Origin of the sequence: Chromobacterium haemolyticum DSM 19808 (genome assembly GCF_000711885.1) — a bacterium.
In the GTDB taxonomy this organism is placed as follows: Bacteria; Pseudomonadota; Gammaproteobacteria; order Burkholderiales; family Chromobacteriaceae; genus Chromobacterium; species Chromobacterium haemolyticum.
This window is the reverse complement of sequence record NZ_JONK01000004.1, coordinates 219784-242491: the sequence shown is the minus strand read 5'-3', so window position 1 is coordinate 242491 and position 22708 is coordinate 219784. Positions and strand designations below refer to the sequence as shown.

Below are 22708 nucleotides of genomic sequence, written 5' to 3'. Positions count from 1 at the left end.
ATTAACACGAACGGCCCCCGCGACTCACGCCGCGGGGGCCGTTTCGGCTTTCTCTCGTCGGACCTTAGTCCCCCTGCAGAATCCGGTACTCTGCCAGCGCCAGTTGTTCCGGCGTGCCCAGCAACACCAGCGCGTCCCCCTGCTCCACCTCGAAGCTGTCGTCGAAATCGGTGCGCCGCACCCGCTGACGGCGAATCGCCTTCAATTCCACGCCTAAATCCTGCAGATGCAGATTGGCCAGCGGCTGGCCCACCGCCGCCGCCCCGGTGCAGACCTGAACACTCTGCAAGCGCGGCACCAGCGCCTCGTCCATGGCCTCGCCCTCGTCGCTGGCGCCGCGGAAAAAGCCTCGGAACAGACCGTAGCGCTCTTCGCGCACCGCGCGGATGCGACGCACCACCCGGCTCGGCGGCACGCCCACCACCAGCAAGGCCTGCGAGGCCAGCATCAAGCTGCCCTCCATCATCTCGGCCACCACCTCGTCGGCGCCGGCGTGGCGTAGTTGATCCATATCGCTGTCGTCCACGGTGCGCACAATCACCGGCAGCCCCGGCCGCGCATGTTCGACCGAACTCAAAATACGCAAGGCCGCGTGAGTATCCGCAAAAGTCACCACCACCGCCTTGGCGCGCATCAGGCCGGCCGCCACCAAAACCTCGTGCTTGCCGGCGTCGCCGAACACCACCGGATCGCCGGCCTCACTGGCTTCGCGCACTCGCTCCGGATCCATGTCCAACGCGAAGAACGGAATGTCCTCCGCTTCCAACAGCCTCGCCAGCGCCTGACCGCTGCGGCCGTAGCCGCAGATCACCACATGGTCGTTCTTGGACATGCTCTCCACCAGCATATGGTGCAAGTCCAGCGCCTGGAACATCCAGTCCTGCTTGATCAGACGGCGGGTGATCTTGTCGCCGTACAGAATCAGGAAAGGCGCAATCAGCATTGAAATCAGAATCGCGGCGATAGCCGCCTGGGCGGTGCCGGCCGGCACCAAATGCAGGTTCAAGGCCAGCGCCAACAGTACAAAGCCGAATTCGCCGCCTTGCGCCAGGGCCAGGGCCGCCCGCATGGACTCATTGGACTTGTGGCGGAAACCGCGCGCCACGCCAAACACCACCGCCACCTTGATCGGCAGCAGCAGGGCCAACATCAGCAGCACTTCGCCAAAACGCTCGAACAACACCGTCAGCTCGAGCTTCATGCCGACGGTGACAAAGAAGAAACCCAACAGGATGTCTCGGAACGGCCGGATGTCCTCCTCCACCTGATAGCGGTATTCGGTTTCCGAAATCAACATGCCGGCCACGAAGGCGCCCAAGGCCAGCGACAGGCCGGACAGCTCGGTGAGCCAAGCCACGCCCAAGGTCACCAGCAACACGTTGATCATGAACAGCTCGCCCGAGCGCTGCCGCGCCACCAGGTGGAACCACGGCCGCAGCAGGCGCTGGCCGAAGAACAACAACAGGGCCAGCACCACCACTACCTTCAACGCCGCCAGACCCAGGTCCATCCACAAGGTGTCGCTGCCGCCGGCAAAGGCCGGGAACAGGATCAGCAAGGGCACCACCGCGATATCCTGGAACAGCAGCACGCCGATGGCCAACTGGCCGTGAGCCTGGTTCAACTCCAGCCGCTCGTTGAGCAGCTTGCTGACGATGGCGGTGGAAGACATCGCCAGCGCGCCGCCTACGGCGAAGCCGGTCAGCGGACTACCGCTGATCCAGCCCACCGCCAAGCCCACCAGCAGCATGGTGGCCGCCACCTGGCCAAAGCCAACGCCGAACACCAGCTGCCGCATTGCGCGCAGCTTGGGCAGGGAAAACTCCAGGCCGATGGAAAACATCATGAAGACAATGCCGATCTCGCCGAGAAAGGCGGTTTCATCGCCTTGCGGGATCAAATTCATCACGCCGGGGCCCGCCAGGAAACCCACCACCAGATAACCGAGCATGGCCGGCACTTTCAGGCTGCGGCACAAAGTCACCGACAACACCGCGGCCAGCAAAACCAAGACGATAGGGGCAAGAGACGAATGCATCGCGCGGCGGAACTCCTGAGGCTGATGGGATGGAAGGCTGCAATTTTTAACACATGCCAAGCAAAAGATGCACCAGCCTGCGTTCAGCGATTATAACCTTTGATATACTTTCGAATTATGGAAAAAGTACAAGCTCCGTCCCGGCTCCAGTTGGCCCGGGAAGTCCTGCAGATAGAGTCGGAAGCCATCAGTGCGCTCTCGCGCAGCCTGAACGGCGACTTTCTCGCCGCCGTGGACCTGATCCTGTCCAGCACCGGCCGTCTGGCGGTCACCGGCATGGGCAAGTCCGGCCACGTGGCGCGCAAGATCGCCGCCACCCTGGCCAGCACCGGCACGCCGGCCTTTTTCGTCCACCCGGGCGAGGCCGCCCATGGCGACCTGGGCATGATCACCGCTCAAGACATTGTGCTGGCCTTGTCCAACTCCGGCGAAAGCGACGAGATCATCGCGCTGCTGCCTGCCTTGAAGCGCAAGGGCGTGCGCTTGATCTGCATGACCGGACGCGAAAGCTCCACCATGGCGCAGGAGGCCGACATCCATCTGGATGCCCGCGTGGAAAAGGAAGCCTGTCCGCTGGGGCTGGCGCCCACCACCAGCACCACGGTGCAGATGGCGCTGGGCGACGCGCTGGCGGTCACGCTGATGGACGCGCGCGGCTTTGGTCAAGGCGACTTCGCACTATCGCATCCGGGCGGCAGCCTGGGCCGCAAGCTGCTGGTTCACGTTTCCGACATCATGCACAGCGGCGACGAATTGCCGCGGGTGGCGCCGGGCACCCCGCTGAAAGACGCCTTGCTGGAATTGTCGCGCAAGCGGCTGGGCATGCTGGCCGTCTGTTCCGCAGACAACGCCCTGCTGGGCGTCTACACCGATGGCGACCTGCGCCGCACGCTGGAACGTTCCGCCAATCTATACGATCTGACCATAGATCAGGTGATGAGCCCCTCGCCGCGCACCATAGGGCCGAAAAAACTGGCCACCGAGGCGGTGTTCCTGATGGAGCAGAACAAGATCACCAGCCTGCTGGTCGTAGATGAAGACAACAAGCTGATAGGCGCGCTGCATCTGCACGACCTATTCAAAGCCGGCGTGATCTGAACGTCGGCATTAGCAAGGACAAGCATGCAAAGCATTTTCGAGCAGGCCCGCAAGGTCAAGCTGCTGATTATGGATGTGGACGGCGTGATGACCGACGGCCGCATCTACTACAACGCCCACGGCGAAGAAAGCAAATCGTTCAACGTACAAGACGGCCTGGGCCTGCGCCTGCTGCAATCCACCGGCGTCAAGCTGGCCATCATCTCCGGCCGCGCCGACCGCTGCGTAGAGCATCGCGCCCAGGCGCTGCAGATCGACCACTACTATGGCGGCGTGCACGATAAGAAGCTGGCCCTGGCCGAACTGCTGGCCTGCACAGGCCTGAGCGCCGAAGAATGCGCCTTCATCGGCGACGATCTGATCGACCTGCCCATCATCACCCGCGTCGGCCTGGCCGTCGCGGTGCCGGAAGCGCCGGCCCTGGTGCGTCAGCGCGCGCACTACGTCACCGGCTGCTCCGGCGGCAAAGGCGCGGTGCGCGAGCTGGCGGAACTGATCATGCAGGCCCAAGGCTCCTTCGATCAGATCCTGGCAAGGTATCTGGCATGATCCGCCTGCTGCGCTCCCACCGCCTGTTCCCGCTGCTGCTGGTGGGCCTGACCGGCCTCTTGACCGTGTGGCTGGACCAAGTCTCCCGCTGGGACAGCAACCGACGCGAACTGGACCCGGACAAGCCCGAATACGTGGCGGAACACCTGACCGCCACCCGCTTCGACGCCCAAGGCAAGCTCAATGAACGGCTGATCGCCACCCGCATGTGGCAGTACCCGGGCAAGGACGACGCCTTCTTCGAGAACCCCGAGCTTTACCAGTACCAGCAAGGCGCGCTGCAATACCAGTTGATCGGCGACGTCGGCCGTTACAACAACAAGACTCAGCAGGCCTACTTCGACAAGAAGGCGACCATGATCCAGCCCGCCGCCGCGGACAAGCCGGAAACCAAGGTCGTCACCAGCGCCATGCACGTCGACACCGCCAAGAAAATCGCCCGCTCCGCCGCGCCCACCGTGTTCTATCACGGTAAATCGCACGGCAACTCCGTGGGCTTCGTCTATCAGCAACAGACAGGTTTGTTGAACCTGCTGTCTCACACCAAGATCATTTATGAAAAATAAGCTCCGTCTCCTGCTGGCCGGCCTGGCGCTGGCCGCCGCTTCCGTCGCCCACGCCGAACAGGCCGACCGCACCAAGCCGATGGAAATCACCAGCGACAACGGTTGCACCATGGACCAGATCAAAGGCGTGTCCACCTGCGAAGGCAATGTGGTGGTGATTCAGGGCACGCTGCGCCTGAACGCCGACAAAGTCGTCGCCACTCAGGACAAGCAAGGCCAACAGACCCTGGTGGCCACCGGCCGCATCGTCACCTTCCGCCAAAAAATGGACGGCAAGAACGAATGGGTGGAGGGCCAGTCCAGCCGCCTGGACTACAGCAGCGCCGCCAACCTCGCGGTGCTGACCGGCAACGCCCGGGTCAAGCGCGAAGGCGATCTGGTGGTGGGCAATGTGATCACCTACAACACCCAGAACGAAACCTACCAAGTGACCGGCGGCACCGCCACCGGCCCCAACAAGGGCCGCGTCACCGTGATCCTGCAGCCGAAAAACACCGCCTCGCAGCCGGCGGCGGCCAAACCCGCCAGCGGAGCCAGCAAATGACGCAAAGCGTGCTCAAGGTTGAGCGCCTGCGCAAGCGCTTCAAAAAACGCACCGTGGTCAAGGACGTGGCGCTGGAAATCGCCAGCGGCGAAGTGGTGGGCCTGCTCGGCCCCAACGGCGCCGGCAAGACCACCAGCTTCTACATGATCGTCGGCCTGATCGGCGCCGACGACGGCGAAATCCGCCTGGACGATCAGGTGATCACCCACTATCCCATCCACCAGCGCGCGCGCCTGGGCCTGGGCTACTTGCCGCAGGAAGCCTCCATTTTCCGCCGCATGACGGTGGAAGAGAACATCAGCGCCATCCTGGAAGTGTCCGGCCTCAAGGGCAAGGAACTGGAAAAAGAGCTGGACCTGCTGCTGGACGACCTCAATATCGGCCATCTGCGCGACAGCAGCGCGCTCTCGCTGTCCGGCGGCGAACGCCGCCGCGTCGAGATCGCCCGCGTGCTGGCCACCCGGCCGCGCTTCATCCTGCTGGACGAACCCTTCGCCGGCGTCGACCCGATCGCGGTGATCGACATCCAGAAAATCATCTCCTTCCTGAAGGAACGCGGCATCGGCGTGCTGATCACCGACCATAATGTCCGCGAAACCTTGCGCATCTGCGACCGCGCCTACATCATCAGCGAAGGCTCGGTGCTCGCCTCCGGCGAACCGGAAGAACTGGTCAACAACGAGAAGGTGCGCGAAGTCTACCTTGGCGAACACTTCCACCTGTAAGCGATGAAACAGACCCTTCAGCTCAAGGTATCGCAGCAGCTGACCCTGACGCCGCAGCTGCAGCAGTCGATCAAGCTGCTGCAGATGTCCACTCTCGACCTGCAGACCGAAGTCGAGCGCTTCTTGCTGGATAATCCCTTGCTTGAGCGCGGCGACGAAGCGCCGCAGGGCGAAGCGGCTGACGCCGCCGCCGGCCAGGGACAGGACGGCGCCGCGGAAACCCGCGACGAGGCCTCCGGCGACGACGGCGAGCGCGGCGCCGAGGCCGGCGAACTGAGCGACTGGGGCAGCGGCGGCCGCCGCGGCGACGGCGACGACGAACTGGACCCGATGCTGAACGTACCCTGTCCTGTCAGCCTGCGCGAGCACCTGCTGGCGCAACTGGGCGAAGTGGCGCTGCCCACGCGCGACCAGGCCATCGTTCAGTTGCTGATCGAAGAACTGGACGACGATGGCTACCTGGGCCAAACGCTGGAAGACATCGCCAGCCACCTGCCGCTGGAACTGGAAATCGAAGCCGACGAACTGATGATAGGCCTGCGCCTGCTGCAACAGTTCGACCCGCCCGGCGTCGGCGCGCGCTCGCTGCCGGAAGCGCTGGCGCTGCAATTGCAGCGGCTGGATCCGGACGAGCCCCAGCGCGAGCTGGCGCTGGCCATCGTCCGCGACCACCTGACCTTGCTGGGCAACCGAGACTACACCCGGCTGAAAAAGCAGCTGAGCGTGGACGACGCCGCGCTGCGCGCCGCCCAGGCGCTGATTGCCCGCCTCAATCCCCGCCCCACCGCCGGTTTCGGCGCCAGCGACACCCAATACGTGATCCCCGACGTCTCGGTCAGAAAGCGCAAGGGCCGCTGGGTGGCCGCCCTGAACGGCGGCGCCGTGCCCAGGCTGCGCGTCAACCAGATGTACGCGCGGCTGCTGGCGGAAAACCGCGGCGGCAACGGCGAAATGTCCTCGCGTCTGCAAGAGGCGAAATGGCTGGTGAAGAACATCCAGCAGCGATTTGACACTATCCTGAAAGTGGCGGAAGCTATCGTTGAACGGCAGCAATCGTTCTTTGAACACGGCGAAGTGGCCATGCGCCCGTTAATCCTTCGCGACATCGCGGACGAGCTGGGTTTGCATGAATCCACGGTTTCCAGAGTAACCACCCAGAAATACCTGCTCTGCCCGCGCGGCCTGTTCGAGCTCAAGTATTTCTTCGGCAGCGCGCTGGAAACCGACAGCGGCGGCGAGTGCTCCGCCACCGCGATCAAGGCGCATATCCGCAGCCTGATAGACGCCGAATCGCCGAGCAAACCGCTGTCCGACAGCGCTCTGGTCGAAGCGCTGTCCAAACAGGGAATACAAGTTGCCAGACGCACGATAGCCAAGTATCGTGAAGCCATGCAGATACCGCCGGTCAACCAACGCAAGACGTTGTGAGCCAGGCGGCGGAATACAGCGATCCGGCCGACCCGACCGGACTGTCAACACCAGAAGGAGCTAGGGTATGAACCTCAAAGTAACTGGACTGCATCTGGAAGTAACTCCCGCCCTGCGCGAATACGTTGAAACCAAAATGGAGCGCGTTACTCGACATGTCGACCATGTGATCGACATTTCCGTTACTCTGTCTGTTGATAAACTGGTGCAAAAGGCTGAAGTCAACGTGCATCTGTCCGGCAAGGACATTCACGTGGAAGCCACCGAATCCGATATGTACGCCGCCATCGATCTATTGATCGACAAGCTGGACCGCCAAGTGCTGAAACACAAGGAAAAGCAGTCTGAACACCGTGCTCCGGCGCCTGAAGTCAGCCTGTAATCCCTTGAATTGGAAGGCGGGAGCCTGCGGGTTCCCGCTTTTCTTTGCACTTGCCCGTTTTCAGTACTATCAAGGCAACGTAGAATTGCCGGGTTTTTCTCAGCCGCATGCATAACCCAATATGAACCTCATCGGCAAAATCCTGACCCCCGAACACGTGTTGCTGGATCTCGACGTCGCCAGCAAGAAGCGCGTATTCGAGCAGGTCGGCCTCTTGGTTGAAAATACCCGGGGCATCGCGCGCAGCGAAATCTTCGATTGCCTGTTTGCCCGCGAAAAACTCGGCTCCACCGGCCTTGGCCAGGGAGTGGCGATTCCCCATGGCCGCGCGCGCGGGCTGAAGGAAGCGATGGGCGTGTTCATCCGCCTGAAAACGCCTATTCCTTTCGACGCCCCCGACGGCAAGCCGGTGCAGTGCCTGTTTGTGCTCTTGGTGCCGGAACAGGCCACGGACCTGCACTTGCAAGTGCTGTCCGAGCTGGCGCAATTGTTCTCCAGCCGCCAGATGCGCGAGCAGATGCTGGGCATCTCCATTCGCGACGAGCTTTACCAGCTGCTCAATAATTGGGTGCCCAATGCCTAGCATCAGTGTCCGCCGGCTGTACCAGGAAAACCAGCAGAAGCTCAACCTCACCTGGGTTGCGGGCACCGGCGGCGCCGACAATATGATAGGCAACGACGAACAGCGCCCGACTCAGGCGCTGGTCGGCCACCTCAACTTCATCCACCCCAACCGGGTCCAGGTGCTGGGCCTCGCCGAGGTGGACTATCTGAACCGGCTGGAGCAATCCGCCGCCAAGACCGCGCTGGATCAGTTGTTCCACAAAAGCATGTCGGTGGTGATGGTGGCCAACGATCAGCCCGTGCCCAAGCTGCTGCGCGACTACTGCCACACCCACAACGTCCCGTTGATGACCACCAAGCTGGAAAGCCCCTATCTGATGGATGTGCTGCGCATCTATCTGGCGCGGGCGCTGGCGGTGTCCACCGTGCTGCACGGCGTCTTCCTCGACGTGTTCGAGATCGGCGTGCTGATCATGGGCGATTCGGCCATGGGCAAGAGCGAGCTGGCGCTGGAACTGATTTCCCGCGGCCACGGCATGGTGGCAGACGACGCGGTGGAGCTGTACCGCATCGGTCCGGACACGCTGGAAGGCCGATGCCCTCCCCTGCTGCGAGACTTCCTGGAAGTGCGCGGCCTGGGCATCCTCAACATCCGCACCATCTTCGGCGAAACCGCGGTGCGGCCCAAAAAGGTTCTGCGGCTGATCATTCATCTGGTCAAGGCCAATGATCAGGCGATGCAAGCGCTGGACCGCCTCAACATCCAGTCGGAAACCCAGGACATCATCGGCGTCACCATCCGCAAGGTCGTGCTGCCGGTGGCCGCCGGTCGCAACTTGGCGGTGCTGGTGGAGGCCGCGGTGCGCAACTACATTCTGCAGCTGCGCGGCATCGACAGCACGCGCGAGTTCATCGAACGCCACACCAACTTCCTCAGAGACCAGGAAAATGCGCCTGATATTGATTAGCGGCCTGTCCGGTTCCGGCAAGTCGGTGGCGCTGCGCGCCCTGGAAGACGCCGGCTTCTACTGCGTGGATAATCTCCCGGCCACCATGCTGCACGAGGCGATGTCGCTGTACGCCGACTACGGCTACGAGCAGATCGCCATCAGCGTGGACACCCGCTCCGGCCCGTCGCTGGGCGCCTTGCCGGCTGAAATGGAAAAACTGCGAGCCCAGCAGGTGGACGTGCGCCTGCTATTCCTGGAAGCCACGCCCGCCACCCTGGTCAAGCGCTTCTCCGAAACCCGTCGCCGCCATCCGCTGTCCGGCACCGACGTCACGGTGGAGGAAAGCATTCTGCTGGAACAGGAAATGCTGGCCGAGATTATGGAGTTGGGCACCCGCATCGACACCAGCGAGCTATCCGCCAACGCGCTGCGCAGTTGGGTGCGCGAACTGGTGGACGCCGACAGCAGCCGGTTGACGCTGATCTTTGAATCCTTCGGCTTCAAGCACGGCCTGCCGCGGGACGCCGACTTCGTTTTCGACGTACGCTGCCTGCCCAACCCCTATTACGACCCGCAGCTGCGCCCCTTCACCGGCCGCGACCAACCCATCATCGACTTTTTCCAGCAAACGCCGGAAGTGCAGCAGATGGTGGACGACATCCAGCAACTGGTCAGCAAGTGGCTGCCCTGTTTCAGCATGGAAAACCGCAGTTATCTGACCGTCGCCGTCGGCTGTACCGGCGGCCAGCACCGCTCGGTCTACATCACGGAACAACTTGCCCGCCTTTTCGCCGCCGAACAGGTGCTGGTGCGTCATCGCCAGCTCTACCGCCAGAACTGAACGCGTTCGGGCCGCCCGCCTATAGGAGACTTTCATGCGCCCGATCAAAACCGTCACCGTCGCCCTGACCGGCGCCTCCGGCCTGCCTTACGGTCTGCGCCTGATCGATTGCCTGATCGCGGCCGGCGTCCGCGTCTGGGTGCTGTATTCGCAAGCCGCCCAGGTGGTGGCCAAACAGGAAATGGACTTGACCCTGCCCTCGCGCTCGGCAGAAGCCCAACAGTGGCTGATGCAACGCAGCGGCGCCCGCGACGGCCAGCTGGCGGTGTTCGGCCGCGAAGAATGGTTCGCGCCGGTGGCGTCCGGCTCCAACCCAGCCGACGCCATGGTGGTCTGCCCTTGCTCGATGGGCACGCTGGCCGCCATCGCCCAGGGCAGCAGCGACAACCTGATCGAGCGCGCCGCCGACGTCAGTATCAAGGAACAGCGCAAACTGGTGCTGGTGCCGCGCGAAGCGCCGTTCTCCGCCATTCACCTGGAAAACATGCTCAAGTTGGCCCGTCTTGGCGTTGTCATCCTGCCGCCGTCTCCGGGGTTCTATACTCATCCCAAGACCGTGGACGACATGATCGACTTCGTGGTGGCGCGAATTCTGGATCAGCTCCGCATCGACAATCAATTGACGCCGCGCTGGGGCGAGCCCGCCTCGGACAGCCCCGCGGCGCCCTAGCCAGCCGCCGCGCCGCTTGCGGCCCGGCCAACGAGGAGCATCGGGATGCCGACACAAGACCAAAGCATTCTCAGCCTGGACGCCTTGCGCCAATTGGAGCGCCAAGCCACCGACGCCGGCTACAACCTGATGCAGCGCGCGGCGATGGCTACCGCCGACTGGGTCAGCCACCACCTGCCCAGCACGTCCCGACTGCTGATCTGCGCCGGCCCCGGCAACAACGGAGGCGACGCTTTGTACGCGGCGCTGGAACTGATGCGCCGCCGCTTCCGCGTCGACGTGCTGGTGCCTACCCAGCCCACCAGCCCCGCCACCTCGGAAGCGTTGCATGAGCTGGAACAAGCGCAAGGCCATGTGCTGTTCGACCTGCCGCGCGACTACCGCGCGCCGCAGCTGGTCATCGATGGTCTGTTCGGCGTGGGCCTGAGCCGGGACTTCGACCTGGAATGGACCACCCTGATCGACCGCATCAACCAACTGGGCAGCCCCATCCTGGCGCTGGACTGCCCCAGCGGTCTGGACGCCTATACCGGCGTGCCCGCCAACACCGCGATCCAGGCCAGCCACACCCTGACCTTCCTATGCCAGAAACCCGGCTTGTTCAGCGCCTCGGGCGCCGACCTGGCCGGCAACGTGGAGCTGGACCTGCTGGACTGCCCGCCCAGGCTGATTCCCGCGGCGGACGGCAGCATTAACCAGCCGGACGTCCGCGCGCTGCTACGGCCGCGCAACAGTCACAAGGGCCTGTTCGGCACCGTCTGCGTGATTGGCGGCGCGCCGGGCATGCTGGGCGCGGCGCTGCTGGCCGGCCGCAGCGCGCTGGCTTGCGGCGCCGGCAAGGTCCATGTCTGCCCGCTGGACGACCGGCTGCCGGTGGATCCGGTGGTGCCGGAACTGATGATCTCCGCGCTGGACGAAGTCGCCGATCTGCCCGACGCGGACGTGCTCGCCGTCGGCCCCGGCCTCGGCCTGCAAGAGCTGGCCAGCCGCCTGCTGGACCAAGTCATCCAGCAGCCACAGGCGCTGGTGCTGGACGCCGACGCGCTCAACCTGCTGGCCAACGACCACGCCGCTGCCGCGCTGATCGCCAAACGCCAAGCCGGCACCATCCTGACCCCGCACCCGGCGGAAGCCGCGCGCCTGCTGGGACAAAGCACCGAAACGGTGCAGAAGGACAGGCTGCTGGCGGCTCGCCGGCTGGCTAATCACTTCAACTGCGTGGTCGTGCTCAAGGGCGCCGGCAGCCTGATCGTCGGCCCGGACGGCTTCTATCACTTGAACACCAGTGGCGGCCCAGCGCTGGCGGTGGCAGGCCAGGGCGATGTCCTGACCGGCATCATCGCCGCGCTGCTGGCCCAACGCATGGAGCCTTTCGAAGCCGCCAGCCTGGCGGTGCACATTCACGGCCTGGCCGGCGATGATTTTGAAATGGAAACCGGCGGCCCCATCGGCCTGTCCGCTTCCGACACCGCCTGGCGCGCCAGCCTGATGCTGAACCGGCTGATCCAGGAACGGGCGCAGGAACAGGCAAGCTAAAACCCAGGCGAGCTCCCCGGTGAAAATCCATTTGCATTAGAATGGGTCATCGGCGCGCGGGCCGGCGGCATGGCCGTCCCGCGGCCCCTCATCCGTCACCCTGGGGATTACCTTGCAGTCACAATCCAAAGCTTACGCCTACGGGCTCGCCGCCGTCCTGGCCTGGTCCACGGTGGCCAGCGCCTTCAAGATCAGCCTCGCCCATCTTAGCCCCGCTCAATTGGTGCTCTACGCCAGCGCAGCCTCCCTGCTCTGCCTGCTTGGCTTGCTGGCCGTCCAGGGCCGGCTGCCGGAGCTGGCGCCGGCCTTGCGCCGCCATTGGCGCGCCTCTCTTATCTTCGGCGCGGTCAACCCGGCGCTGTACTATCTGATCCTGTTCCAGGCCTACGCGCTGCTGCCGGCGCAGGAAGCCCAGGCCATCAACTACACTTGGGCCTTGACCATGAGCCTGCTGGCGGTGCCGCTGCTCAAGCAGAAACTTCAGCGCCGCGACATCGCCGCCGCCTTGGTCTGCTACCTGGGCGTGCTGGTGATAGGCACCCGCGGCCAGGTGCTGGAACTGCGGTTTTCCGATTCGCTCGGCGTGGCGCTGGCGCTGGCCTCCACCCTGCTGTGGGCCGGTTACTGGATCTTCAACGCCCGCGACACGCGCGAGCCAGTCATCGGCTTGACGCTCAATTTCGCCTTTTCGCTGCCGCTGAGCCTGGCTTGGTGCGCTTATACCGGGCAACTAGGCCCGGTAGCCTGGCAAGGCCTGGCCGGCGCCGCCTACGTCGGCGCCTTCGAAATGGGCTTCACCTTCGTCCTGTGGCTGACAGCGATGAAACTGACGCCAAGCACCGCCCGCATCGCCAACCTGATTTTCCTGTCGCCACTGCTGTCGCTGGCGCTAATCCATTTCCTGATCGGCGAAGCCATCCTGCCCTCCACTCTGGTCGGACTGGGTCTGATCCTGAGCGGACTGGCGCTGCAAAAGCTTGCCCCGCGCGCCAAGCCCCCCGCGGTGCTGAGCGCCGACAGCGGCGGCTGACCGGACTCATCCGGATTTGGTATTCGCGCCAGAACTGCCTAGGATTCAGTGTGGGCACTTGGAACTGTGAACATAATGAAAAGCATAAAAACCAAATTGATGTTCTGGTTGATGGCCTGGATCACCGCCATTCTGGGGACGACAGGCCTGTTTTCCTATTTGCACAACCAAGAACGCAATGAGGCCGACTACCAATCCCAACGCGCCGCGGTCAAAGCCCGCTTGGCGATGTCGCTGCCGCACAGCGTCTGGCAGCTGGACGACGAGAACGTCAGGCTGACGCTGGACAGCGAGCTGAGCTGGCCCTCCATCATCGCCATCAGCGTCAAGGGGGAATCCGGGCTCAGCCTGGGCCGCAGCCATGATACCGACGGCAGCATCCGCGACATGCCGCCGTCGGAAGAGCCGCGTTCGGACGATATGCTGAACATCCCCATCATCTATCAGGGCAAGGAGCACTTGGGCAACGCCACCGTCTATCTGTCCCGCCAGGCTCTCGCCAAGCATCAGCGCGACCAACTGATCGAACTGTCCGCCCAGATCCTGCTGCTGGACGTGATGATTTTCATGATCATGTCCTTCAACCTGCAACGTTTCTTGTTCCAGCCGCTGGCGCGGCTGCAGCAGGCCTTGAATACCGCGATTCGAGCGCCGGACGCCAGCGGAGCCCAGGTCACCCACGTCGCCGACGACGAGATCGGCGGCATCGTCAACGGCTTCAACCGCATCGTGGCGCGCACCGCCGGCGATCTGGCCAAACGCACCGAGGCCGAAGCCGTGGCCCGCGCCGAACGCGACCGCGCCGAAGAGGCTTATCGCCAATTGATGGAAGCCCAGCAAACCCTGGTGGAAACCGAGAAGATGGCCTCGCTGGGCAGCCTGGTGGCTGGCGTCGCCCACGAGATCAACACCCCGGTGGGCATCACCCTGACCACGGCATCGCACCTGGGCACCGCCACCAGCCACATCATAGAAAAAGTGGACGGCGGCACCGTCAAGAAAAGCGACTTCCAAGCCTATCTGGACACCGCCAAGGAATGCAGCGATCTGATTCTGTCCAATGCCGAACGCGCGGCCAACCTGATACACAGCTTCAAACAGGTGGCGGTGGATCAGACAAGCGAAGCGCGGCGCAGCTTCCAACTGCAAGACTACCTGAATGAAGTGATCACCAGCTTGAAACCCCGCTTCAAGCACGCCAATACCACAATCAACGTGCAATGCGAGGAAGACATCCTGCTGGACAGCTACCCCGGCTCCTTCGCTCAGGTGGTCACCAATTTGATGGTCAACTCGCTGGTTCACGGCTTCGAAAACCGCAGCAGCGGCAAAATCAATATCGAGGCCCGGCGCGACAACCCTCATTACATCACGCTGACGCTTAGCGATGACGGCAAGGGCATCCCGCCGGAAAACCTGAGCCGTGTATTCGACCCCTTCTTCACCACCCGCCGCGGCAGCGGCGGCAGCGGCCTCGGGCTCAACATCGTCTACAACATCGTACGGCAACGCCTGGGCGGGTCGATCGAGGTGCACAGCGAAGTGAACAAAGGCACCACGTTCACCATCACCATGCCCTGCTCCGCCCCGGTCAACCAGAGCAAGGAGAACATAGCATGAGCGACATCACCAACCAGGAAGACGACTGGCTGCTGGACGATGACGCTCCAGCCGAATCCGCGCCCGCCGTGAGCGATGGCCGTCATCCATGGAAAATCCTGATCGTCGACGATGAAAAGGACGTGCACACCGCCACCCGCATCGCGCTGCGCAATATCCGCTACAAAGAACGCCCGCTGGAACTGCTCAGCGCCCACTCCGGCAAGGAAGCCTATGAAGTGGTGCGCCAGCATCCGGACATCGCGCTGATCATGCTGGACGTGGTGATGGAAAGCGAGGACGCCGGGCTGAAGCTGGTGCACCAGATCCGCCAGGACCTGAAAAACGGTCTGGTGCGCATCGTGCTGCGCACCGGCCAGCCTGGGCAGGCGCCCGAACAGGAAGTCATCCTCAACTACGACATCAACGACTACAAAACCAAGACCGAGCTGACGGTGCAAAAGCTGTTCACCACCATCATCTCCTCGCTGCGCGCCTACGAAAACCTGCTGTCGCTGGAGAAAAACCGCCAAGGCTTGTCCAAGATACTGGAAAGCGCCTCCGACCTGTACCAGTTGTATTCGCTGCGCGAGTTCGCCTCCGGCGTGCTGCGGCAGATCAGCGCGCTGCTGGACATCGGCAGCGACGGCATCCTGTGCGTGCGCAACGACAACAGCAACGGGCGGCCGGAACTGGAAATCCTGGCCGCCTCCGGCAACTATGAATCGTTGGGACAAAGCGGCGACCTCAGCCCTTTCCCAGAGCTGGAACAGGTGATCCTGCGCTCCTTCGCTGAAAAGCGCAGCATCTACCAGCACCCTTACGACGTGCTCTACATCACCTCGCGCAACGGCCGCGAATTCATCATCCACTTCACCCCGCAATGGCCGCTTGAAGAGGTGGAGCGCGATCTGCTCGACGTATTCTGCCAGCGCATTTCCGCGGCCTACGACAACCTCTATCTCTACAGCCAGCTACGCAGCGCGCAGGAAGCCACGGTGGTGGCGCTGGCGGACTTGGCGGAATTCCGCGACAGCGACACCGGCAACCACGTATTGCGCGTGCAGAGGCTGACCGACGCCATCGCCGGGCAGATGCGCGACAACGGCGCCTATCCGGAACTGATGAGCAAGGAATTCATGGACATGGTGGGCATGGCCAGCATCTTGCACGATGTGGGCAAGGTGGGCACCCCGGACCACATCCTGTTCAAACCGGGCAAACTGGACCCGGACGAGCGGGTGATCATGGAACAGCACGCCACCATAGGCGCGCAGATACTGGCCAGGTCGGCCAGCATGGTGGAAGGCATGAGCTATCTGTCGCTGGGCTCGGAAATCGCCGGCGGCCACCACGAGCACTTCGACGGCAACGGCTACCCCAGAAAGCAAAAAGCCCACGAAATCCCACTGTCGGCGCGTATCGTCGCGGTGGTCGACGTATTCGACGCCCTGCTCAACAAGCGCCCCTACAAGGAACCGTGGACGCTGCGCGACACCATGGACTACATCTCAGGCCGCGCCGGCAGCCAGTTTGACCCGGAAGTGGTGCGCGCGCTGGAAACCCTGGTCAAAGAGCGCCGGCTGCAGGATTTGCCGGACGAGTGAGCGCGCCCCGGACGCGGCCGGAAACCAGAATAAAACAGGGCGAAAGCAGCGCTTGCGCTGGTTTCGCCCTTCTTCTTCCGGCCCGCCGCCGGGGAAATTCAAACCGTGGCTCAGGCCACGTATAACAACACGCTGACAAACTGGCAGACGCTGCCGCCCAGCACAAACAAATGCCAGATGCCGTGGCCATGGCGTATTTTCTCGTCGTTGAGAAACCAATAAATGCCCACGCTGTACAGAATCCCGCCCAAGGCCAGCCAAAACAGCCCGCCGCTGGGCAGCGATTCAATCAGAGGCGGCAACGCCACCAATACCAGCCAGCCCATCACCACGTAGAGAATCATCGACAGCAAACGGGTGCGCCGCCCCAATGTCAGTTCCTGAATAATGCCGAACACGGCCAGGCCCCAGCTGACGCCAAACAGGCTCCAGCCCCAGGCGCCTCGCAGAGTGACCAGCGCAAACGGCGTGTAACTGCCCGCTATCAGCAGGTAGATCGCAGAATGGTCGCATTTCTGCAGCACCGCCTTGGCCCGTCCGCGAAAGCTGTGATACAGCGTGGATATCAGATACAGAGCCACCAAAGTGGCGCCGTACAGGCTGAAGCTGACCACTTTCCAGGGGTCGCCCTCGCGCGCGGCCATGGTCACCAGCACCACCAGCCCGGCAATGGCCAGCACGGTGCCGATCAAATGGGAAATCCCGTTGAAACGTTCCCCGTGATACATAGGTATTATCCTTGCGCCGGCATCGCTCCGGCTTGTCGTACAAAAACTTTTGGAGCCGCTCGCGGGCTCCGGGTTCAATTGTCCGCCTGTTGCCGCCGGCGCGCCAGCCCTTTCTCAAAGCTCAAAAGAAAAGCGGGCCGCAGGGCCCGCTTGTCCTTAAGGAGAACGCTGAACAGGTTCTCAAAGCCGGTTTACGATCTTGCGAAGCAAGACGAGACAAGGCGAAAACAGCTGAGAAAGCGAAATGCGCTCGTGGCACATGATCATTTCGAATCCGTACTCGCCGCGCGAGGTCTCACGACGCGCAATGGATCGTAAGCGGCTTATCAGGCGCCCAGCGCCTTCAGCACTTCATCGCGCACGGTTTCCACCGCGCGGGTGCCGTCGATCTTGACGTATTTCGGCGCCTTGGCGTCGCCGCTGGCGGCGCGCTCGCCGTAGAAGCCCACCAGCACCGCGGTCTGTTCGTGGTAGACCGCCAGACGCTTTTTCACGGTGTCCTCGCGGTCGTCGTCGCGCTGAACCAGCTCTTCGCCGGTCACATCGTCCTTGCCCGCCACTTTCGGCGGGTTGAAGCGGATGTGATAGGTGCGGCCGGAGGGCAGATGCACGCGACGACCGGCCATGCGTTCGATGATGGCCGCGTCCGGCACATCGATCTCCACGACGTAATCGATATCCACGCCGGCGGCGATCATCGCCTCCGCTTGCGGGATCGTGCGCGGAAAACCATCAAACAGGAAGCCATTCGCGCAATCCGCGTCGGCAATGCGCTCCTTCACCAGGCCGATGATGATGTCGTCGCGCACCAGGCCGCCCGCGTCCATGATCGCCTTGGCTTCCAGGCCCAGCGGCGTGCCGGCCTTGACCGCGGCGCGCAGCATGTCGCCAGTGGAGATTTGCGGGATGCCGAATTTTTCCTTGATGAAATTGGCCTGGGTGCCTTTGCCGGCGCCAGGCGCCCCCAACAGGATCAGTCGCATGAAGATCGCTCCGTCAATTTGAATAAGATGATTTGATATCGAAATCCGGGCCGCGCCGAGGCGGCCCGGCTTATGGGTTCCGTCCGTCGCCCAGCAAGCGGCGCACGCGTTCCAGGTCCTCCGGCGTATCCACGCCGGCTGGCGGCGCGGACTCTACCACCGCCACCTTGATGGCGAAGCCGTGCCACAACACCCGCAACTGCTCCAGCGCTTCAAACCGCTCCAGCGGCGCCGGTTCCAAACGGTTATAGGTCTTCAGAAAACCCGCCTGATAGGCGTACATGCCGATATGCCGCAGCACTGGTAGGTCCACGGGCAACGCGCTCACATCTTGTGCAAAGGCGTCGCGGGCATAGGGAATCGGCGCGCGGCTGAAATACAGCGCGCGGCCGGCGTGGTCCAGCACCGTCTTGACCACGTTGGGATTGAACATGTCGGCGGCCTCGCGGAACGGATGCGCCAAAGTCGCCACCGGCGCGTCGCCGGCGGCCAAGAGTGCCGCCAGTTGGTCGATCAGTGCCGGGTTGATCAGCGGTTCGTCGCCTTGGACATTGACCACGATCTCATCGTCGGCCAAGTTCAGCGCCTGCGCCACTTCGGCCAACCGGTCGGTGCCGCTGGCGTGGTCGGCGCGCGTCATCAGCGCTTCAATGCCGTGAGCGCGGCAAGCGGACAGCACATCGTCGTGGTCGGTCGCCACGATCACCCGGCTTGCGCCGCTCTTGGCCGCCTGCTCGGCAACCCTCGCCACCATGGGTTTGCCGGCGATGTCGGCCAGCGGCTTGCCCGGCAAGCGGCTGGACGCCAAACGCGCGGGAATCACCACGCAAAAGCCGCGGCTCATTTTATCTCTTCTTCCGGCGCCAGCTCGCGGGCCTCGGCTTCCAGCATCATCGGAATGCCGTCCTTGATCGGGTAAGCCAGCCGGTCGCCCTTGCAGATCAGTTCCTGCTTGGCCTTGTCGAAAACCAGCGGTCCCTTGCACAGCGGGCATACCAGAATATCCAGGAATTTAGCGTCCATGTTTTATCTTCAGTCGATCCAGAATCCAAGCGCTCAGATCAGGCTCCAACTCCGCCTGAACCGGCAAAACCCATAGTCTAGCACGCTGCGCTGCATCATGAATCACCCGCCGCAGCTTGACCGCGTCCTTGCTGGTGACGATCACCGCGTCCATGCCGGCCGGCAGGTCGGCGGCTTCGAACTGATGATGATCTGGCCAGGCCAGACAAAGCTCCGGCCGCAAGCCCAAGCCGGCCAGCGTGTCGAAAAAGCGCTGCGGGTGGCCGATGCCTGCCATCGCCGCCAAGCGCAAGCCGGCGAAATCCGCCGCCGCTCGCGTCTCGTCGGGCGCATCCAGCCGCTGCAGGAGGGCCGGGCGCAGACGCATGGCAAAACAGCGCGGCCCGGCCGGCAGAGCCAGGCCGGCGGCTTCGCCGCCATTGACCACCACCGCATCCACCGACCCCAGCCGCGACCACGGTTCTCGCAAAGGCCCGGCCGGCAACAAGCGGCCGTTGCCCCCTCCGCGCGCGCCATCCAGCACCACAATCTCCAGATCGCGGCTTAGCCGATAATGCTGCAAGCCGTCGTCGGTCAATATCAGCTGCACATCAGGGTTCAGCGCCAGCAGATGGCGGCCGGCGGCGACGCGATCCCGCCCCACCACCACCGGCGCACCGGCGGCGGCCAGCAGGAGCGGCTCGTCGCCCACCTCCTCCGGCGAACTATCCGGCCGCACCAGCGTGGGCTGGCGATGGCTGCCGCCGTAACCGCGGCTGATCACGCCCGCCTTGACGCCGCCTTGTTGCAAATCGCGCAACAAGGCCAAGGTCAGCGGCGTCTTGCCGACGCCGCCGACATTGATGTTGCCCACCACCACCACCGGCGCGTCCAAACGTTCGGCGCGCAGCCAGCCGCGGCGGTAAGCAAACCGCCTGGCCGCCGCCAACAGGGCAAACAGCCCTTCCAGCGGAGCCAGAAGGGCTGTCAGCCACCAACGCGGCCGATACCATTGCCGTTCTATCCAATGCATGCGGCTATTGCGAACGGGTGGCGAAGGTCAACTGGTTGAGTCCGGCCTCGCGCGCCGCCTCCATTACCGTCACCACGGATTGGTGCGTGGCCTTGGCGTCGGCGTTGACAATGACGATGACGTCGCTCTTGCCCGCCGCGTCGTCCTTCAATTTATTCAACAAAGCCGCCTTGTCGCCGGCGGCGAGTTTCGCTTCGCCCACCGCCATCTCTCCGTTGGCGGCTACCGCCACGGTGATTTCCGACGACTTGGTCTTGGCCTGCTCGCCCTGAGCGGCCGGCAGATTGATCTTGAGTTCGGCGAACTTGGAATAAGTGGTGGTGACCATCAGAAAGATCAGGATCACCAGCAGCACGTCGATCAGCGGAATAAAGTTGATCTCGGGCTCTTCGCGGCTGCGGCCTCGGCGGAAATTCATGCTCAACCCCCGTTTTTACGCTCGCCGTGCAGCACTTCCACCAGCTTCACCGCCTGCGACTCCATCTCCACCAACAAGCCATCCACCTTGGAGCGGAAATGACGATAGAACATCATGCTGGGAATGGCCACGATCAGGCCGAAAGCGGTGTTGTACAGCGCGATGGAAATGCCGTGCGCCAGCGCCTGCGGGTTGTTGCCGGCCGGCGACTGCGAACCGAAGATCTCAATCATGCCTATCACCGTGCCCAACAGGCCCAACAGGGGCGCCATCGCGGCGATGGTGCCCAAGGTGGTCAGCAAGCGCTCCAACTGGTGCGCCACCACGCGGCCCTCGTCCTCGATGGCTTCCTTCATCACTTCGCGATTGCCGCCTACGTTGCGCAAACCGGCGCAGAACAGCCGGCCCAGCGGCGAATGCGCCTGCAGTTTGCGCAACAGCTCCTCGCTGGCGCCGGCGCGGCGGTATTCCTGCAAGGCCTGCCCCAGCAGGCCCTCAGGCGCCACGCTGCCCTTTCTCAGGCTGAACAACCGTTCAAAGATAATCGCCAGCGACACGACCGAGGCGGCGATGATGGTCCAGATCGGCCAGCCGGCCGCTTCAATGATTGACCACACGAGGGGGTTCTCCGAAAAACGATTGCAAACACTAGGGTCCGCCGCGCCGGCTCGACTCTAGCGAAACCCGGCGCGACAGACCCTGAACTTTAGCGGCATCCATGCAGATTCAGCAACCGGCGCCGCCGCGCGCGGCTATTGCCGCAACCGCAAACAGGCGCTTAGCGGCGAAAACTGCGCAGAGTTGTCAACAAAGCCGCCTAAACCCATCTTTTATAAAGACTTTCGAATACTCGCCTTATTTCGTCGGCGGCGCTCGAAACTCAACTTGACGAAAGCCGCGCCAGGCAAGGCTTTCAAGCAAATCTATCAATTTCGCGACCATGATTGGGCACTGCCGCTTTTTTAACCTTTGCCAGCAAAAGCCAAGCCCCGGCAAGCAATCCACACTGTTATCCACAAGGTTATTCAGCCGCCGCTGTGGATAATTGCCTCGCCTCAATCGCGCAAGGAAATCACGCGCCAGCCCTGCTGCTCCGCGTAAGCGCGCAAGGTGTCGTCCGGATCCACCGCCACGGGGTGGTCGACCAGCTTCAGCAAGGGCAGATCGTTGTGCGAATCGCTGTAGAAAAAGCTCTGGCCGTAGCTGTTCATGCTCAAGCCGCGCTCATCCAGCCACTGCTGCAAACGGGTGATCTTGCCCTCCTGGAAACTGGGCACGCCGCTAACGCGGCCGGTAAAGCGTCCATCCTCCTCTTCTTCCAGCTCGATGGCGATCAGGTGCTCCACGCCCAGCTCGCGGGCGATCGGCCCGGTGATAAAGCGGTTGGTGGCGGTGATGATGATGATCTCGTCGCCCTGAGCCGCGTGCGCCGCCAGCAAATCGCGCGCTTTGCGGGTAATGATGGGCTTGATGTGCTGCTCCAGGTAGTCCGCGTGCAAGGCGTCCAGCTCTGCGCGGCTGAAGCGCTTCAAGGGCTCCAGCGCGAAAGCCAGATACTCGTGGATGTCCAGCGTGCCCTGCTGGTACTGCTGATAGAAATAATTGTTGCGCTCGTCGTAATGCGCTTGCTCCAGAATGCCGCGCTGGATCAGAAAACGCGGCCATTCGAAGTCGGAATCGCCCGCGATCAGGGTGTGGTCGAGGTCGAACAGCGCCAAGTTGCGCAATGCGGTGGTATTGGTCATGGTTCCGGGCTTGCGGTTTGCAAAACGTTTTTCACCAGCGGCACGGTGATCGGCCGCCTCATGGCCAGAGAGTAGCGGTCCAATATGTCAATCATGCCGATCAGGCTGGACAGGTCGCGCCGCCAATGCGTCAGCAAGTAGCGGTAGACATCGTCCGGGATCGACAACTGACGGCTGGCGGCGTGGCTGCGCAGCGCGGCCAGTTTGTCCTCGTCCGACAGCGCCTTGACCTCGAACACCAGGCCCCAGCCCAGCCTGGTGCGCAAATCGTCGCGCACCGCCAGGGCCATCGGCGGCTGGCGGCCCGCCATCAACAGCCGCGACTCGCCGCTTTCTTTCAGCGAGTTGTAGAAAGAAAACAGGGTAATCTGGTCGTCCGGCGCCAGGTCGTCGACGTGGTCGACGGCAATGAAGCTGGCCTCGCGAGCAAAGTCAGGCAGATGCTCGGTCTTGCCGTCCAGATAAATGGAGGCGCGCCCCAGCCGCTCGGCGTGGGCGATCCAGGCCTGCAGCAAATGCGTCTTGCCGCAACCGGGCTCGCCCCACAGATAGATGAAGCGCTCGCCGGCCTCGGCCGTCAGCGCTGTGATCACCTCGCGGTTGCGTTCGGCCAGGAAATTATCGAAGGCCGGCAAGGGGGTGGGCGTCAAATCAAGTATTAACTGGTCCAAG

25 protein-coding genes are annotated in these 22708 nt (G+C 63.1%); 15 read left to right on the top strand and 10 right to left on the bottom strand.

The annotated features are described in order from the left end of the window. Positions 1-64: 64 nt before the first annotated feature. Positions 65-2038 carry a monovalent cation:proton antiporter family protein gene (locus BR71_RS03215; RefSeq protein ID WP_043632496.1) on the bottom strand — a complete coding sequence of 658 codons (1974 nt, stop codon included), beginning with the start codon at positions 2036-2038 and terminating at the stop codon, positions 65-67. 117 nt (positions 2039-2155) lie between these two features. Here BR71_RS03215 and BR71_RS03210 point away from each other — a divergent pair, with 117 nt between their 5' ends. The 15 genes from BR71_RS03210 to BR71_RS03140 all read left to right on the top strand — a co-directional run bounded on the left by BR71_RS03210 (position 2156) and on the right by BR71_RS03140 (position 16127). Continuing rightward, positions 2156-3136 (top strand): KpsF/GutQ family sugar-phosphate isomerase, encoded by a 981-nt coding sequence (locus BR71_RS03210; protein ID WP_043632493.1) that lies wholly within the window; start codon positions 2156-2158, stop codon positions 3134-3136. A 24-nt stretch (positions 3137-3160) separates the two neighbouring features. Continuing rightward, complete coding sequence (locus BR71_RS03205; protein ID WP_043632491.1) at positions 3161-3685, top strand: KdsC family phosphatase; 525 nt, start codon at positions 3161-3163, stop codon at positions 3683-3685. Continuing rightward, entirely contained in the window at positions 3682-4251 is a 570-nt protein-coding gene (gene lptC / locus BR71_RS03200) for an LPS export ABC transporter periplasmic protein LptC (RefSeq protein WP_019104255.1), read from the top strand. Before BR71_RS03205 ends, lptC begins: the two co-directional genes overlap by 4 nt. After that, on the top strand, positions 4241-4795 hold the full coding sequence (gene lptA, locus BR71_RS03195) for a lipopolysaccharide transport periplasmic protein LptA (RefSeq protein WP_043591966.1): 555 nt from the start codon (positions 4241-4243) through the stop codon (positions 4793-4795). The genes lptC and lptA overlap by 11 nt, the downstream gene beginning before the upstream one ends. Continuing rightward, on the top strand, positions 4792-5520 hold the full coding sequence (gene lptB / locus BR71_RS03190; RefSeq protein ID WP_019104257.1) for an LPS export ABC transporter ATP-binding protein: 729 nt from the start codon (positions 4792-4794) through the stop codon (positions 5518-5520). Before lptA ends, lptB begins: the two co-directional genes overlap by 4 nt. A gap of 3 nt (positions 5521-5523) precedes the next feature. Then, on the top strand, positions 5524-6948 hold the full coding sequence (locus BR71_RS03185) for an RNA polymerase factor sigma-54 (protein ID WP_043632489.1): 1425 nt from the start codon (positions 5524-5526) through the stop codon (positions 6946-6948). Between the two features lie 67 nt (positions 6949-7015). Continuing rightward, a complete protein-coding gene (gene hpf / locus BR71_RS03180) occupies positions 7016-7330 on the top strand; it encodes a ribosome hibernation-promoting factor, HPF/YfiA family (protein WP_043632486.1) in 315 nt (104 codons plus the stop codon). A 121-nt stretch (positions 7331-7451) separates the two neighbouring features. Then, positions 7452-7913 (top strand): PTS IIA-like nitrogen regulatory protein PtsN, encoded by a 462-nt coding sequence (gene ptsN, locus BR71_RS03175; RefSeq protein ID WP_043632481.1) that lies wholly within the window; start codon positions 7452-7454, stop codon positions 7911-7913. Next, the gene (gene hprK / locus BR71_RS03170) at positions 7906-8862 is read left to right on the top strand and encodes an HPr(Ser) kinase/phosphatase (RefSeq protein WP_019104261.1); all 957 of its coding nucleotides are present in this window, start codon (positions 7906-7908) and stop codon (positions 8860-8862) included. The genes ptsN and hprK overlap by 8 nt, the downstream gene beginning before the upstream one ends. Then, positions 8843-9685, top strand: coding sequence for an RNase adapter RapZ (gene rapZ, locus BR71_RS03165; protein ID WP_043632479.1), 843 nt, complete (start codon positions 8843-8845; stop codon positions 9683-9685). The genes hprK and rapZ overlap by 20 nt, the downstream gene beginning before the upstream one ends. Before the next feature lie 34 nt (positions 9686-9719). Next, positions 9720-10355 carry a flavin prenyltransferase UbiX gene (locus BR71_RS03160; RefSeq protein WP_043632476.1) on the top strand — a complete coding sequence of 212 codons (636 nt, stop codon included), beginning with the start codon at positions 9720-9722 and terminating at the stop codon, positions 10353-10355. A gap of 45 nt (positions 10356-10400) precedes the next feature. Next, positions 10401-11891: a bifunctional ADP-dependent NAD(P)H-hydrate dehydratase/NAD(P)H-hydrate epimerase gene (locus tag BR71_RS03155; protein ID WP_043591974.1), complete on the top strand. Its 1491-nt coding sequence runs from the start codon at positions 10401-10403 to the stop codon at positions 11889-11891. A gap of 112 nt (positions 11892-12003) precedes the next feature. Further along, a complete protein-coding gene (locus BR71_RS03150) occupies positions 12004-12921 on the top strand; it encodes a DMT family transporter (RefSeq protein WP_043632473.1) in 918 nt (305 codons plus the stop codon). A gap of 75 nt (positions 12922-12996) precedes the next feature. Further along, the gene (locus BR71_RS03145) at positions 12997-14541 is read left to right on the top strand and encodes a sensor histidine kinase (protein ID WP_043632471.1); all 1545 of its coding nucleotides are present in this window, start codon (positions 12997-12999) and stop codon (positions 14539-14541) included. Then, complete coding sequence (locus tag BR71_RS03140; RefSeq protein WP_043632468.1) at positions 14538-16127, top strand: DUF3369 domain-containing protein; 1590 nt, start codon at positions 14538-14540, stop codon at positions 16125-16127. Before BR71_RS03145 ends, BR71_RS03140 begins: the two co-directional genes overlap by 4 nt. Before the next feature lie 110 nt (positions 16128-16237). Here BR71_RS03140 and trhA read toward each other — a convergent pair whose 3' ends face one another. The 9 genes from trhA to hda all read right to left on the bottom strand — a co-directional run bounded on the left by trhA (position 16238) and on the right by hda (position 22707). After that, positions 16238-16855: a PAQR family membrane homeostasis protein TrhA gene (trhA, locus tag BR71_RS03135; protein ID WP_043632465.1), complete on the bottom strand. Its 618-nt coding sequence runs from the start codon at positions 16853-16855 to the stop codon at positions 16238-16240. A gap of 326 nt (positions 16856-17181) precedes the next feature. Beyond that, the gene (adk, locus tag BR71_RS03130) at positions 17182-17838 is read right to left on the bottom strand and encodes an adenylate kinase (RefSeq protein ID WP_043632461.1); all 657 of its coding nucleotides are present in this window, start codon (positions 17836-17838) and stop codon (positions 17182-17184) included. A gap of 70 nt (positions 17839-17908) precedes the next feature. Then, positions 17909-18682 (bottom strand): 3-deoxy-manno-octulosonate cytidylyltransferase, encoded by a 774-nt coding sequence (kdsB, locus tag BR71_RS03125; protein ID WP_043632458.1) that lies wholly within the window; start codon positions 18680-18682, stop codon positions 17909-17911. Then, complete coding sequence (locus BR71_RS03120) at positions 18679-18861, bottom strand: Trm112 family protein (protein WP_043591984.1); 183 nt, start codon at positions 18859-18861, stop codon at positions 18679-18681. Before BR71_RS03120 ends, kdsB begins: the two co-directional genes overlap by 4 nt. Beyond that, positions 18851-19873: a tetraacyldisaccharide 4'-kinase gene (gene lpxK, locus BR71_RS03115; protein ID WP_043632455.1), complete on the bottom strand. Its 1023-nt coding sequence runs from the start codon at positions 19871-19873 to the stop codon at positions 18851-18853. The genes BR71_RS03120 and lpxK overlap by 11 nt, the downstream gene beginning before the upstream one ends. 4 nt (positions 19874-19877) lie before the next feature. Next, positions 19878-20291 carry an ExbD/TolR family protein gene (locus BR71_RS03110; protein ID WP_043591986.1) on the bottom strand — a complete coding sequence of 138 codons (414 nt, stop codon included), beginning with the start codon at positions 20289-20291 and terminating at the stop codon, positions 19878-19880. 2 nt (positions 20292-20293) lie between these two features. Beyond that, on the bottom strand, positions 20294-20908 hold the full coding sequence (locus BR71_RS03105; protein ID WP_043632452.1) for a MotA/TolQ/ExbB proton channel family protein: 615 nt from the start codon (positions 20906-20908) through the stop codon (positions 20294-20296). A 438-nt stretch (positions 20909-21346) separates the two neighbouring features. Continuing rightward, positions 21347-22036: a histidinol-phosphatase gene (locus BR71_RS03100; RefSeq protein WP_043632449.1), complete on the bottom strand. Its 690-nt coding sequence runs from the start codon at positions 22034-22036 to the stop codon at positions 21347-21349. Further along, positions 22033-22707: a DnaA regulatory inactivator Hda gene (gene hda / locus BR71_RS03095; protein WP_043591991.1), complete on the bottom strand. Its 675-nt coding sequence runs from the start codon at positions 22705-22707 to the stop codon at positions 22033-22035. The genes BR71_RS03100 and hda overlap by 4 nt, the downstream gene beginning before the upstream one ends. Between the last annotated feature and the right edge of the window lies 1 nt (position 22708).